This is a genomic window from Bartonella birtlesii IBS 325, assembly GCF_000273375.1.
GTDB classification, from domain to species: domain Bacteria; phylum Pseudomonadota; class Alphaproteobacteria; order Rhizobiales; family Rhizobiaceae; genus Bartonella; species Bartonella birtlesii.
Window position 1 is genome coordinate 1,717,606 of record NZ_CM001557.1, and the last position, 15,267, is coordinate 1,732,872.

The 15,267-nt window shown below is 35.9% G+C and carries 9 protein-coding genes; 8 read left to right on the top strand and 1 reads right to left on the bottom strand.

Going from position 1 to position 15,267, the window contains the following annotated elements:
• The first annotated feature begins 54 nt into the window (after positions 1 to 54).
• From QWU_RS08245 to carA, 4 genes are all read left to right on the top strand, one after another.
• On the top strand, positions 55 to 1,746 hold the full coding sequence (locus QWU_RS08245) for a Na/Pi cotransporter family protein (RefSeq protein ID WP_006590209.1): 1,692 nt from the start codon (positions 55 to 57) through the stop codon (positions 1,744 to 1,746).
• Between the two features lie 534 nt (positions 1,747 to 2,280).
• Positions 2,281 to 2,532: a GlsB/YeaQ/YmgE family stress response membrane protein gene (locus QWU_RS08250; RefSeq protein ID WP_006590208.1), complete on the top strand. Its 252-nt coding sequence runs from the start codon at positions 2,281 to 2,283 to the stop codon at positions 2,530 to 2,532.
• Between the two features lie 766 nt (positions 2,533 to 3,298).
• The gene (gene ubiC, locus QWU_RS08260) at positions 3,299 to 3,814 is read left to right on the top strand and encodes a chorismate lyase (RefSeq protein WP_006590207.1); all 516 of its coding nucleotides are present in this window, start codon (positions 3,299 to 3,301) and stop codon (positions 3,812 to 3,814) included.
• Positions 3,815 to 4,688: 874 nt separating this feature from the next.
• Complete coding sequence (carA, locus tag QWU_RS08270; protein ID WP_026017343.1) at positions 4,689 to 5,885, top strand: glutamine-hydrolyzing carbamoyl-phosphate synthase small subunit; 1,197 nt, start codon at positions 4,689 to 4,691, stop codon at positions 5,883 to 5,885.
• 207 nt (positions 5,886 to 6,092) lie between these two features.
• On the opposite strand, the gene QWU_RS08275 is transcribed toward carA, so the two are convergent.
• Positions 6,093 to 7,313, bottom strand: a complete 1,221-nt coding sequence (locus tag QWU_RS08275) for a tetracycline resistance MFS efflux pump (protein WP_026017344.1) — start codon at positions 7,311 to 7,313, stop codon at positions 6,093 to 6,095.
• A gap of 632 nt (positions 7,314 to 7,945) precedes the next feature.
• On the opposite strand from QWU_RS08275, the gene QWU_RS08285 reads away from it, so the two are divergent.
• From QWU_RS08285 to QWU_RS08300, 4 genes are all read left to right on the top strand, one after another.
• Positions 7,946 to 8,797, top strand: a complete 852-nt coding sequence (locus tag QWU_RS08285; RefSeq protein ID WP_017196579.1) for a DUF1460 domain-containing protein — start codon at positions 7,946 to 7,948, stop codon at positions 8,795 to 8,797.
• A 278-nt stretch (positions 8,798 to 9,075) separates the two neighbouring features.
• A complete protein-coding gene (gene carB / locus QWU_RS08290; protein ID WP_017196580.1) occupies positions 9,076 to 12,561 on the top strand; it encodes a carbamoyl-phosphate synthase large subunit in 3,486 nt (1,161 codons plus the stop codon).
• A gap of 257 nt (positions 12,562 to 12,818) precedes the next feature.
• Complete coding sequence (locus tag QWU_RS08295; protein WP_006590201.1) at positions 12,819 to 13,028, top strand: cold-shock protein; 210 nt, start codon at positions 12,819 to 12,821, stop codon at positions 13,026 to 13,028.
• Positions 13,029 to 13,715: 687 nt separating this feature from the next.
• A complete protein-coding gene (locus QWU_RS08300) occupies positions 13,716 to 14,918 on the top strand; it encodes a pyridoxal phosphate-dependent aminotransferase (RefSeq protein WP_017196581.1) in 1,203 nt (400 codons plus the stop codon).
• The last annotated feature ends 349 nt before the right edge of the window (positions 14,919 to 15,267 follow it).

The following is a 15,267-nucleotide window of genomic DNA, read 5'->3' on the forward strand; positions in this document are numbered from 1 at the left end:
TACCGATTTTTTAGATTAACCATATTTATAACAACAAAGAAAGAAAAAAGTATCATGAATGGTTCATTGATACTCCTTCATCTTGCAGGTGCTATTGCTCTACTTCTTTGGGCTACACGCATGGTACGCACAGGTGTTGAACGCGCCTATGGTGACAAGCTTAAATACAAAATGCGCCACGTCATTTCTAAACCATTATTTGCTGTAAGTTTCGGACTTTTTGCCGCAATGATTTTACAAAGCTCTACAGCAATAACACTGCTTGTTGGTTCTTTTGTTGAATCTGGTTTTGTCTCTGGATTAGCAGGACTTATGGCTGTACGTGGAGGAGAATTAGGATCAGCATTAGTTGTCAAAATTCTCTCCTATGATCTTACAATCGTTGTACCTCTATGTCTTTTTATCGGCACTTGTATCTTTATGACAACGGAAAAACGTGATTGGCGTCAAATAGGGCGTATTATTATTGGCATTGGCCTTTTAATTTTATCTTTGCAAATGATAAGCACAGCCACAGAACCTTTACGTGAGAGTACAATTTTACCCAGCATTATCCGTTATCTTTCAACTGATCCTGTTTCCACTTTTTTATTGGCAGCTGCGTTGACTTATCTCTTGCACTCATCCATTGCAGGAATCATTTTACTAGTCAATTTTGCTAATTATGATCTTATCCATGCACAACTTTGTGTTATTATGGTCCTTGGTGTGAATTTTGGCTCTTCTCTTATAGCGCCACTTTTAACACGCGGCGCCTCTCCTAATACCCGTCTTGTTCCCTTAGGGAATTTGCTCATGCGTGGAGCTGGTTCAATTCTTGTTTTTATTTTATTTCTCTCCTTTCAACCACCAATCACATGGCTTGGCAATACCCCCTCCGCTCAAGTGATCAACGCCCATATTATCTTCAATATTTTTATTCTCTTTGCTGGAATTCCACTCTCGAAATGGGTTTTAAAACTGACCACGAAAATTGTTTATGTAAGTACAAAAAAAGCGCAAACCGATAAAACGCTTAATTTATCTGATCAAACAGCTCTTGATGATAGTGTTCTTGAACGTCCAACTTTAGCACTCTCTAATGTCATGCGTGAAGTGATCCATATCTGTGATCTTGTCGATATCATGCTCGAAAAAATTATGGGACTTTATGAAAACCCTGATCCCGATATCATTCGTGAACTCAATCAATTAAACACGATATTGGACAAAAAACATATCGCAATTAAACTTTATCTCGCACGATTAGCTGGACAAAAGTTGTCGGATGAAGAAGCCCTTCAAACACAGGAACTTTTAGGTGCTTGTATAAAATTAGATCAAGCAGGAGATATCATTATTCATAATATGCTTATGCTGGTTAAAAAGAAACAACAAAAAGCTCTACAATTTAGCCGCGATGGATGGAACGACCTTCTTCGTTTTCACTCCATTGTTCTTGCCAATGCACATATTGCATTTAATGTTCTTGTCTCGCGTGATACACACACTGCGCATTTACTGGTGCAGAAAAAAGATCAACTACGAAATTTAGAAAAAGAGATGAGTTTAAAGCATTTTAAACGTCTTCGTGACAGTGATCTCAAAAATATAGAGTCATCCAGCCTCCACCTCGATACAGTACGCGATCTCAAACAAATAAACTCCCTTTTAACCTCAATGATCTATCCAATTTTAGAAGAGCAAGGACTTCTCCAAAGTTCACGCCTCCGCAATCCCACTGCAAAACAAACAATAAAATCCTAAACTTTGAAATATTTGAACAATAAGAAAAAAACATTGACTATTAAATCGTAAACATTCAAATGTTTTAGCTAAATCAAAGCTCTTGTAAAAAAGACACATATCTATAGAATTGTCATGATGATATGGATATTTTGATAGACTCAGCCGATACAATATTCTGTAAAGTATAAAACAGAAATATTTTTTTCATTTTTTGTTTATTAAATTATATTAATTTATCATTATAAACATAGTAAAAGAAATTTCTAAAAAATACATTAATAAATACAATTTTAATTTACCAAAAATAATTTTATAAGTATTAATTTTACATAAAATAAATACTAAATGCAATAATTTTTAGTACTATATATAAAATTATATGTATTTATTACTTATATTGTAAACATGATATATTCGCGTGAACTGAAAAAAAGCAAAAGATAAAGTATAGTAAAGTTTTCACCAGTAATGTCCTCTCCTCGAGTAAAAAGTTAATCTTGACCTTTACAAAGCTTACCCTAGTTAAAGCTAGCAGTGGCAAAGGAGAGTAAAATGGAAGATGCAAATATTGGCTGGATTGCAGCTATTATTATCGGTGGCCTTGCAGGATGGGCTGCACAATATCTTATGAAAAAACAAACGGGACTTTTTTTAAACATTATTTTGGGAATTATTGGGGCCACATTAGCCAGTTTTCTTTTTAGCCTTTTCGGTGTAAGTTTTGTTGGTTGGTTTGGCTATCTTGTTTCAGGTTTTATAGGTGCCTGCGTTCTTATATGGATAGGACAAAAAATTCGCTTATAAAGCGCGTAGTACTTCTTGAAGCTAAATGGAACAATGAAATATTGCCGCAATAACTTTAAAAGTCACAGCGAGGAGGGAATGATGGTTAGATGCTTAAATTATAAGCTTTTGGCATCACCATCATGATGTCACTGAACAAGAAGCAGAAGAACTCAACGCGTCATAGCTGCCCAATATGTTGCAGCCTATTTATAGCACTAGAAAAAACTGCATTATTCTCGTGTAATATTGGCATGACTTCTTTACAATTCATATCTAAAATTCTACAGTTTTTAACAACTCATTGCTCTAGCATCTTACCAACACAATTCTGTTTAGTAAAACACATCAATCTTAAATCTTACTCATCTACATGTAATAATATAAATAATAATGTTGCAAAACTCTATCGCTTAAAGCTAAAAGCCCAAAATACTTTATCAACAAAATCACCTTACCAGAAAGATTAAATAAATATCTTGAATTTTGTAAATAATAACAAGAGTTTTTTCTAAAATAATATTCATAAAAACAAAAAATTTCACAAACATAATATTTTTTTACTTTAAATTTATTAAACTTCGTAATTTTATGAATGAAAGATATTAAATTTTATCCATAACATGCTCTCATAATAGCTTTTTAAATAATCCCCATTCCGTTTTCCCGCTAACATCTTCCCGTTTGAAAACTTGCTGCCTTGATATTTCGTTATTATAATGAAAAATATTTGTTTTTATCGCCTAACATAGTATACAAAATACAGTTTTAGATATGGAGTGAAATAATGTCTAATCTCAGAGATTCCATCATACCTCCTCTAAAATGGTTCTCTGAGCAAGCCCCTCTTATACCAGAAAACGTCTGTGATTGGCTCATGGAATCAGGCTCGATAACTCTCCGTTTCAAAAAACACTGTACGCATATAAATGTTGAACCGCAACGTGAATGCTTTATTACGCGGGATAAATTGCAAGATGAAGCAGAGCATCTTCCTGAAAGTTCACGTTACTGGTTGCGAGAAGTCATCCTGACGGGAGATAAGCAACCTTGGCTTCTTGGACGCACTGTAATCCCACAGGAAACTCTTCTCGAACAAAACCAAGCACTGATGCATTTGGGCACAACCCCATTGGGACATTACTTATTTAACAGTGGCAAATTAACCCGCGATTACATTCACATCGGCCAACAAGGAGCACTATGGGCACGCCGTTCTCGTTTGCGCTTAACAAACAAACCATTGTTATTAACCGAACTGTTTTTAACAGCTTCACCACTTTATACCAAAAATCCTGCATAAATGGAGGATCTACACTCTATTTACTATACTCAACTTATTGGTTTTTAATAACTTTATCAGATTAAAAAGCAAGAGAAATACGTTTTCTACCTTTTTAAAGAGCATATTACAAATAAAGACTTATACTTGCTCAACTTTGAAGATGTGCATCATATAAAAATAATCCTCTATTTAAATAATCATTCCCCTTTTAAATATAGCATTTCTTAATAAAAAAACTGTTCTCACACATCTCCAAAAGCGACTTTGTTTTCCCATTAATAAAAAAACATAAACTTAATTTTACGCTAAAACATTCCTTAAATCACGCCATAACTCTACCGATATCACACAATTTTCCAACCATTGTTTATTGCAAAATTTACAAATCACTTCTGTAATTTTTCTTGCATCAAACAAATAAAGGAAGAATACGCGTATGGTTTCCATTCGTTTTTCTCTACCAATTTTTACGCGACAAGATTCTTTATCAACATGCCTTGATGCCTAAATACTATTGAAATCTTTTAATAAAAAAGACCTCTATCGGCATGGTTATCAACTTTTCAATTGCTTTTATCAGGATGAAAAGCATCATAATCTTTCATCACAACATACATAAGGTCCGCACTATCCTGTGCCTCCAAAATATTGTGGATGCCCCATTAATCTGAAATCTGGTGACATAATATAAGTTGAACTAATTTTATTCAAACGGAAAAGTGGTATCTCAGCAACCTTCATATATCTTAGAAAATCTTAAAACAGGACTTTACCTGTTCACACAATATACCTATACTCTCTGCCTTAAGCAAAGCATTGTAAAAACAACATACGCAACATCTATCATGATTTTGCTTTATACTGTTTAGAGAATAAATTGTGGATGCGTACTATGACACAAACTATCCCATCTCTTGATTCTTGGATTGTAAACAAACCTACAGCTCTTTTAGTATTAGCTGATGGAACAGTTATCGAAGGAAAAGGAGCAGGTGCAACGGGTATTGCTGAAGCAGAAATATGCTTCAATACTGCTATAACAGGTTATGAAGAAATCCTCACAGATCCATCATATACCCAACAAATCATTAATTTTACATTTCCTCATATAGGAAATGTAGGTACCAATGGCGAGGATATTGAGGATCTCACCCCCCTTAACTGTCATGGTGCAGTGGGAGCCATTTTTAAGGCAGATATTAGCCGCCCCTCTAACTACCGTGCCAATGAAAATTTTGATAAATGGCTCAAAGCACGTAAAATTATTGCACTTTATGGTATTGATACACGCGCCCTTACCATTCTTATTCGTGAAAAGGGTACACAAAATGCTGTCATTGCCCATAACCCACAAGGCAATTTCGATATCCCTTCTTTGAGAAAACGTGCACAAAAATGGTCTGGTCTTGTTAATCTCGACCTGACAAAAGAAGTTAGCTCTAAATCGTCAAGGCAATGGGATGAAAAGCCATGGATATGGAATAAAGGATATAGTACAAATACTGTCCAAAATCTTCATATCATTGCAATTGATTATGGTATTAAGCGCAATATTCTTCGTCTTATGGCAACACAAAATGCACGCATTACTATTGTGCCCGCCTACACAAATGCAGAAGAAATTCTCGCGTTGAAACCTGATGGTATTTTTCTCTCCAATGGACCAGGTGATCCATCTGCTACAGCGCAGTATGCTCTTCCAACGATTAAGGCATTAATTGACCGTAATTTACCACTTTTTGGTATATGTCTTGGTCATCAACTTCTTGCTCTCACAGTTGGCGCAAAAACTATCAAAATGCACCAAGGGCATCATGGTGCCAATCATCCAGTTAAAGATCTTAATACTGGAAAAGTTGAAATTGTTTCAATGAATCATGGTTTTGCCGTAGACGCAAAATCTTTACCTCCACATGTTCAAGAAACACATATTTCCCTTTTTGATGGTTCAAATTGTGGGATTCGAATCATTGGAAAACCAATTTTTTCTGTTCAATATCACCCTGAAGCTTCCCCAGGTCCTCAAGATAGTTACTATCTCTTTCGCCATTTCTGCGATCTTATTATGGACTATAAAAAAATAGCTTAATTAAAACAGACTTTTTCCTCAAAATATATTCTCCTGCTGCTTACGCAAAAAGCCAGATTTCTGCTATAAAAAATAGCAATATCCTTTTTCTTTATAAAATATTTTGTTGAAATACAAAAAAAGAAGAAACTGCTAAAGATTTATAAAGTTTGTTTACCTCGTGCATTATCTTAGCAAAATATCTCTATCAGCTAGAATTTCAAAAGCTTAACGTATCCGTAAGGCAAAAACAATCATAGCAATGACAAGCACACACAAACCGCCTACAAAAGGGGCTCCAGAAAAATAAAATACTGTATCCGCATGTGTAAACCACTCGAAGAGAAACATATAAAAAATTGAGCCAAATATCAAACTCAATGAAACAACAGAAATCATTGCACCCTGTAGTTCCCCTTGTACATTTTCCGGCACCTGTTCTGAAGCGATAGCACGCATAGGTGCATGAATAAGATATTCAAACATCGTACATGCAAAAACTACGTAAACCATCCACCCTTGCATTGCAAATGTATAGCCAAGCATAGCAACCGATGCAAAAAGAAATCCCAGCATGACAATACGCCAATTGCTCCATCTCTTAGAAAAATAAGGCAAAATAAAAGAAACCACTATAATCTGACCTATACCAAAAACGCTATAAGACATCCCAATAGAAAAAGAGCTCCAATTATAACGTTCTTTAGCAATGAAAGGCCAAATACTTAACCATACCGATTCCGCAAACCAATAAAGAAAAAAGACTAACAACATCCAAAAAACCATTGGGTATTGTCTCAGTTGCAAAAGTGCCCCTAAAGGATTGGCACGCTTAATATCAAAAGAGCGCCGATTCCAGATAGGAAGCGTTTCTGGGAGCATAATCCATGCAAAAATAAAATTAACAACTGAAAAGCCAACAGCAAAATAAAACGGAACACGAGGACCAAATTGACCTAAAAAACCGCCGAGTAATGAACCTAAAATAAATCCCAATCCAGAAGCAATTCCCAACAAACTAAAATTCCGTGTACGTGTTTTATCATCAGACATATCAGCAAGATAAGCCGTACAAGTTTCAAAACTAACACCACTCATTCCTGATAAAAGGCGCCCGATAAATAACATAGAATAGTTCCACGCTATCGCACATATGAAATTATCAAAAGCAAAACACATAATAGAAATAAGCAAAATAGGACGGCGACCATAGCGATCAGAAAGATTACCAATAAGAGGAGCAAACAAAAATTGCATTACCGAATAAGCTACAAATAATCTTCCTCTTGCTACAGACGATGCACCTATGTTTTTTCCGGTCAACTGTGCAAAATATTCGGGCAAAACAGGATTAACGATTGCGATAGCAATAATATCCAACAACAAAATAAGGAAAATAAGAAGCAGCCCACGTTGAACAAACTTCGGATTCAACCTGTGACTTTGCATAGCATCCACACTGTTTCTCCGTTATCCCCTAGATCTCTCCTATTTCAAAGCTATTGCATATCATAAATTGTTTTCACAGAAAATAATCATAAAGCTAAAATCTAAAAATAGCTTAAGAAGAAACTAGAAAATCATCTTTTACTAAATTTCTTCCAAATTTTTTAATGTAACGGCATAAAAATTATTTTTTGCATTATGCACATCAATTATAAACAAAATCCTCAATAACAAAGGGAGCACCTCAGAATTTAGAAATATTATGATGCAGCTCCTTCCAATGTTACCACTTTTAAAGAACACAGCTTAAAAAAATAAGCGATCATGTACAATCATTGCAACCTTGTAAAGTAATCTCTTAGCACTGATTTCCTTATCCGTAGCTACTATAAGATTAGAGAATGCGATGTTAAATAAGTCTACCATTTCAAAAAAATAGAAATGTTATGAAAAAAAGAGTTTTATTCTACAAGACTAGAAAATATTCATATCATATATAATTTGTATAATCTTAAGAACTATATCAAATTATGTTATGATATAGGATATGTTTATCATGGACACAACAACAAAACATTCAACATGAAAAAGACCACTGTCCATAAGGGGGAGCGGATAAACTGCTCATTTAAAAAGTGCTGTATAAAATATCCAAAATATTCTTCTTAATTTTAATCTTAACCTTAGTTACAAAATGGGATATTCGAGCTTCTGATATAAACAAAGATACTCTAAAAAACAAAGGAGCAATACAACAAACAACTAAAGTAAACCTAGACCCGTATACTTTACATAAACTGAATGATCTCCTAAAAAAACGCTCAAAAGCGCCTCATTATGAGAAAGGAAAAATGATTGGTTTACTTTCTGAAGCTTTTTTAGAAACACCTTACCAAGCAAACATGCTACATGGCTCAGAAAATACAGCAGAAAAACTGATTATTAACTTTAGAAGCTTAGATTGCTTCACCTATTTAGAGTATGTTGAAGCATTACGAAAATCAACATCACAAACAGAATTCATTAAGAACATTATACGAACGCGTTATATTAACGGTCATGTGAGTTTTTTAAATCGAAAACATTTTTTTACAGACTGGGCTTATAGAAAATATAAACTCGCCACTGACATCACCACACAGATAAGCACACATATAATAAGTACTGAAAAATATCTCAATAAAAAAGCAAATGGTGGAAACTATCTTCCTGGATTGCCGGTTGTTAAACGCACTATAAGCTATATTCCAAGTCGCTTTATTAATGAAGAACTTATAAAACATTTAAAAACTGGTGACTTCATTGGTATCTATAGCAACTTTCCTGGATTAGATGTGTCTCATGTAGGTTTCTTTATCATGACAGATCACGGTCCTGTATTACGTAATGCTTCCTCACGAAAAGAAAATGAAAAAGTCATAGACTCCCCTTTTATGGATTATGCTACAAAAATACCAGGAATTATTGTTTTAAGAGTTCTCCAATAATCTATAGAGTAAACAAAAATATCCTCCATACTATCAAATATATTATAATTTATATAACTACTGTATATTATCGTTTTTATCAAAATTAATGCTCTTATATTCAGATAAAATTGCTTCACTAAGAAGAATATATTTATCTTCAACTTGATGAAAAAAAACAGGGAAAAGGCATTTTAGTGCTTACTTTCTCTGTCAGTTAACCTATAAAACTATTTTAATCTTAAAATTTAATTCTGTCTGCCGCAGTCGCGTAAGGATGCTTGTCGTAGGAAAAAACCATGCCAAAACGTACAGATATAAAATCTATTCTTATCATTGGAGCAGGACCTATTGTTATTGGTCAGGCATGTGAATTTGACTATTCAGGCACACAAGCTTGTAAAGCACTAAAAGAAGAAGGCTATCGCATTATTTTAGTAAACTCTAATCCTGCCACTATTATGACAGATCCAGATTTAGCTGATGCGACTTATATTGAGCCTATTACGCCTGAAATTGTTGCACAAATTATCGCTCGTGAGCGTCCCGATGCCCTTTTGCCAACTATGGGCGGACAAACAGCCCTTAATACTGCTTTATCATTAAAGCGTATGGGTGTCTTAGACCGCTATCGTGTTGAAATGATAGGAGCAAACGCCAATGCAATTGATAAAGCTGAAGATCGTGCTTTATTCCGCAAAGCGATGGCAAACATCGGTTTAGAAACCCCGCGTTCTATGTTAGCCAATGCTACAGAACTTAAAGAAGAAAATCGTCGACTGCATGCAAAAACACGCGATGAACTTAAAGCAAAACTTTCTGGTGATGCGCTTGATCAAGCACTAGAAAAACTTGAGCGTGATTGGCGACAAACAGAAAGCGATCGTAAACAACATTATATTGCTCATGCAACGGCAAAAGCCGTTCAGGCTCTTGATACCATTGGTCTTCCAGCAATTATTCGTCCTTCTTTCACCCTTGGTGGTACAGGCGGTGGTATCGCTTATAATCGCTCTGAATTCTATGAAATCATTGAACGAGGACTTGAAGCTTCGCCAACAACAGAAGTTTTAATTGAAGAAAGTGTTTTGGGATGGAAAGAATATGAAATGGAAGTTGTGCGCGATAAAAACGACAACTGTATTATTGTTTGTTCCATTGAAAACCTTGACCCTATGGGCATTCATACCGGTGATTCGATCACCGTAGCTCCTGCTCTCACCTTAACAGATAAAGAGTACCAATCTATGCGCAATGCTTCCCTTGCTGTTCTGCGCGAAATTGGTGTTGAAACGGGTGGCTCCAATGTACAATTTGCTGTTAATCCTGAAAATGGCCGCCTTATTGTTATTGAAATGAATCCGCGTGTTTCACGTTCTTCAGCACTTGCCTCAAAAGCAACAGGATTTCCAATTGCCAAGATAGCAGCGAAACTAGCAGTTGGTTACACGCTTGATGAATTAAAAAATGATATCACGGGCGGAGCAACACCAGCATCATTTGAGCCTTCTATTGACTATATCGTTACCAAAATTCCTCGTTTTGCCTTTGAAAAATTTCCTGGTTCATCATCCGTTTTAACAACTGCGATGAAATCTGTAGGAGAAGTTATGGCAATAGGACGCACTTTTCAGGAATCGTTGCAAAAAGCCCTCCGTGGACTTGAAACGGGGCTTACCGGTCTTGATGAAATTGCTATTCCTGAACATGCAGAAGGTGATGAAAAAAGTTCTATACGCTCCGCCATTGCAATACCAAGCCCTGATCGTTTGCGCTACATTGCCCAAGCAATGCGTTCTGGCTTACCTTTAAATGAAATTCACCAAATTAGCAAAATTGATCCATGGTTTTTAGGACAAATAGCTTCCATTATTGAGATGGAACAGCGCATCCGCACCTATGGATTGCCCCAAGACTCAGATAATTTACGCATGTTAAAAGCGATGGGCTTTTCGGATGCACGTTTAGCTACCCTAACAGGACAAGAAATCGATGATATTGCCACATTGCGCAAATCGCTTAATGTCCAACACGTTTTCAAACGAATTGACACTTGTGCAGCTGAATTTTTTTCACCTACAGCCTACATGTATTCGACATATGAAGTTCCCTTTGCAGGTGTAGAACACTCGGAAGCACAAGTTTCTGAGCGCAAAAAAATTGCTATTTTAGGCGGTGGCCCCAATCGTATTGGGCAAGGTATTGAATTTGATTATTGTTGCTGCCACGCTGCTTTTGCACTTCGTGATGCAGGATTTGAAGCTATCATGATTAATTGTAATCCTGAAACCGTCTCGACAGATTACGATACCTCTGATCGTCTTTATTTTGAACCTTTAACAACAGAAGATGTTATTGCTATTTTAAAAACAGAACAGAAAAAAGGCGAATTAGTTGGCGTGATCGTCCAATTTGGTGGACAAACACCACTAAAATTGGCAAGTGCACTAGAAAAACATCATATCCCCATCTTAGGCACTTCACCTGACGCCATTGATTTAGCCGAAGATAGAGATCGTTTTCAAAAATTATTATTCAAACTCAACTTAACTCAGCCCCAAAATGGTATTGCCCATTCAATTGAACAAGCACGCCACATCGCTCATGAGTTAGGCTTTCCATTGGTTGTGCGCCCTTCTTATGTTTTAGGAGGTCGTGCCATGCAAATTATCCGCGATGAACGCAGTTTGCAAAATTATTTGCTTGAGAGTGTGACAGAATTAATTCCAGAAGATATCAAAGCTCGTTATCCTAACGACAAAACACAACAAATCAATATATTGCTTAATAAGAATCCATTGTTATTTGATACTTATCTCACCGAAGCTATTGAAGTTGATGTTGATTGTCTCTGCGATGGAGAAGAAACACTCGTTGTTGGCATCATGGAACATATTGAAGAAGCCGGTATCCATTCGGGAGATTCAGCGTGTTCCCTACCAGTACATACGCTCTCAAATAAAATAGTTGTTGAATTAGAGCGTCAAACCAAAGCATTAGCCCAAGCACTTCATGTTCGTGGATTAATGAATGTACAATATGCTATTAAAGATAACACAATTTATGTTTTAGAAGTTAATCCTCGTGCTTCACGTACTGTTCCATTCGTTGCCAAAACAATTGGGCTACCTATTGCTAAAATAGCCGCACGTATTATGGCAGGAGAAACACTCCAAAAATCTCTTCAAGCTTATGGTGGTTTACCTTCTCAGCCCAAAAAGCAACATATAGCTATTAAAGAAGCTGTTTTTCCCTTTGCCCGTTTTTCAGGTGTAGATACACTTCTTGGTCCAGAAATGCGCTCAACCGGTGAAGTTATGGGACTTGATTATGAATTTTCTCTTGCTTTTGCTAAAGCCCAACTTGGAGCTGGTGTTGAACTTCCAAAAGAGGGAACTTTGTTCGTTTCTGTAAGAGATGAAGACAAAAACCATATTTTAAATCCCGTAAAACTTTTAACACAACTTGGCTTTTCTGTTCTCGCCACAAGTGGAACACAAAAGTTTCTTGCCGAACATAATATTGAAGCGACAAAAATTAACAAAGTTCTAGAAGGGCATCCTCACATTGAAGATGCCATCCGTAATCGACAAATTCAATTGATTTTCAATACAACCAGTACCCCCAGTGCTATATCAGATTCCAAATCATTACGCCATGCCGCACTCATGCAGAAGGTTCCCTATTATACAACAATAGCTGGCGCACAAGCTGCCACAAAAGCGATCAAAGCACTCAAAAATAACTGCCTTGAAGTACGCTCACTGCAAAGTTATTTCACTTGAATTTTTTACTATGGTGCAAAACATATCCCCCCATGCACCCTCTGAGGTCTTTTATTTGTACAAAATACCAATTGAGGCTTGCTTTTTATCCTAAAAACTTTTATATTACATGCTATCGAATTTTCGGTTATGTGACTTTCTTTCCTGTGCATTCTGCATTCTCGGCGAAACTTCTCCCACCTAATTTCGATCTAAAACCGTATTGAGGGCTTTTATGGCTTCAATGCATAATTAATTTATCTTCTAAGGAGTTTCCTATGTCTACAGGAACAGTTAAGTGGTTTAATACAACAAAAGGCTTTGGTTTTATTCAGCCGAGTGATGGAAGTGCAGATGTGTTTGTACATATTTCTGCCGTTGAACGTTCTGGTTTAAGCAACCTTAATGAAGGGCAAAAAGTCTCTTATGATGTTCTTCAAGATCGTCGTTCTGGAAAATTTGCTGCTGGAAATCTTGCCGCGCTTTAATTTTTTTAAACTCTGCTACATTTTCAATAAAAAAACTCGCCTCCTATAGGCGAGTTTTTTTATCTAAGCAGATAGAATGAATTTTTATAAAACGGCATTAATTTGCTACTCTAGTACAACAATTTAAAAGATCTCCTAAAATCTTTTAAAACCACTGTGCACTATTTTTTCTGTAAAACCTTAAAGAATAAGAGAGATTACAGATTTGCAATAAAACTTTTTAGCTCTGTACACACCTAGCACCTTAAGCCAAAAGAGAAGAGAAATTCTTTGAAGCGCGATTAAAATATATCTGAATTATTGATTGTGTTGAAGGAGCATTCGACGAACACATTTATTAATATCATCACGAACACAAAAACTAACTATCGTAAGCTTTTTTCATTTCAAGATCTCTTATATTGCAACAATCAAAATCATTTCCTTACACAACACAAACGAATTAGCCTATGAATAAAACTGTTTGAGAAAGCAGTAAAAATGCTTCTTAATGTAAATTTTCTCTATAGTAATATCCAGATCTCTACAAATGTAGCATTTTCACCTCTTCATTTTGAACTTAAATTTTACTTAACTATACAAAACCTAACAATTTTTCTACAATTTCTTATTGCATAGAACATAATCTCTTATAGAATACTTTCAAATGAACAATCATTTATTTATATCATATAAGGATTTGAAATTATGGCTTTTATTGCCGACCGGCTTTCTCATATAAAACCTTCTGCAACAATTGCAGCTTCCCAAAAAGCACGTAATTTGAAAGCATTAGGTCGTGATGTTATTGCGTTAAGTGCTGGGGAACCGGATTTCGACACACCCGACAATATTAAAGATGCTGCCATTAAAGCTCTTCGCCGTGGAGAAACAAAATATACTCCCATATCTGGTATTCCAGAATTGCGTCAGGCTATTGCGGCAAAGTTTAAAAGAGAAAACAATCTCACCTATCAACCAGAGCAAATTATTGTTGGTACCGGTGGCAAACAAATCCTTTTTAATGCGTTCATGGCAACTTTAAATAAAGGAGATGAAGTTATCATTCCATCTCCTTATTGGGTCAGCTATCCAGAAATGGTTACCCTCAATGATGGCACACCTATTTTCGTAGAAACAAAATTTGAGTTTTCTTATAAACTTCAACCCCAAGAATTAGAAGCTGCCATTACCGCCAAAACCAAATGGTTTATCTTTAACTCTCCTTCAAATCCATCAGGTGCCGCTTATACGCGTGACGAATTAAAAAGACTAACAGATATTTTAGTGAAATACCCTCATGTTTATATCCTTACCGATGATATCTATGAACATCTAACATATGAAAATTTTGCCTTTTTCACTCCAGCAGAGATAGAGCCAAAACTTTACAACCGTACACTTACAATGAACGGTGTTTCTAAAGCCTATGCCATGACAGGGTGGAGAATTGGTTATGCAGGAGGGCCAAAAGAATTGATTAAAGCTATGGATACCATTCAAGGACAACAAACATCTGGTACAAGCTCTATCTCTCAATGGGCAGCTGTCGAAGCACTCAATGGTCCACAAGATTTTATTGCTCGAAATAAAAGTATTTTCCAAAAACGCCGTGATCTTGTTGTTTCCATGTTAAATCAAGCTCCTGGCATTAACTGCCCAACACCCGAAGGTGCCTTCTATGTTTATCCTTCCTGTGCGGAACTGATTGGGAAAAAAACACCTGAAGGCAAGGTTATCGCGAATGACGAAGACTTTGTTATGGCGCTTTTAGAAACAGAATCAATTGCAGTCGTCCATGGATCTGCTTTCGGACTTGGACCAGCTTTTCGCATCTCCTACGCAACATCAGAAGAACTACTTGAAGAGGCTTGTGTACGTATTCAACGCTTTTGTAATAGTCTGCGTTAAAACGCTATATTTGCTTATATGTACAATGTTGTTGCCAATCCGTCTATCTGAAAAATTTTTGATTGTTGGATTATCGCACAAATAAAAAAGTTCTATGCTGGGAACAAAATCAAAAATGTTAACTATCTGATTCCAGCAATAAAATAGCAATAATTGAAAAAGTGATACTTCCTTAGAATAAATCTCTATCATCTTATAGTTATATCACCAATCCAACTCTATAGCCAATAACCCTTTTTGATTCTGGAAAGGTCTATGGTAATATAAATATTCTTCAAGGCTTCTTATGTCATACATAAAGGAGCTAAAAACTGTTAGACATCCATAAAAAACTTAAATTTTTTACCAT

Coding starts and splice junctions, on each gene's coding strand:
- QWU_RS08295 (WP_006590201.1), top strand. CDS start 12,819: ATGTCTACAGGAACAGTTAAGTGGTTTAATACAACAAAAGGCTTTGGT.
- QWU_RS08245 (WP_006590209.1), top strand. CDS start 55: ATGAATGGTTCATTGATACTCCTTCATCTTGCAGGTGCTATTGCTCTA.
- QWU_RS08300 (WP_017196581.1), top strand. CDS start 13,716: ATGGCTTTTATTGCCGACCGGCTTTCTCATATAAAACCTTCTGCAACA.
- ubiC (WP_006590207.1), top strand. CDS start 3,299: ATGTCTAATCTCAGAGATTCCATCATACCTCCTCTAAAATGGTTCTCT.
- QWU_RS08250 (WP_006590208.1), top strand. CDS start 2,281: ATGGAAGATGCAAATATTGGCTGGATTGCAGCTATTATTATCGGTGGC.
- carA (WP_026017343.1), top strand. CDS start 4,689: ATGACACAAACTATCCCATCTCTTGATTCTTGGATTGTAAACAAACCT.
- QWU_RS08275 (WP_026017344.1), bottom strand. CDS start 7,313: ATGCAAAGTCACAGGTTGAATCCGAAGTTTGTTCAACGTGGGCTGCTT.
- carB (WP_017196580.1), top strand. CDS start 9,076: ATGCCAAAACGTACAGATATAAAATCTATTCTTATCATTGGAGCAGGA.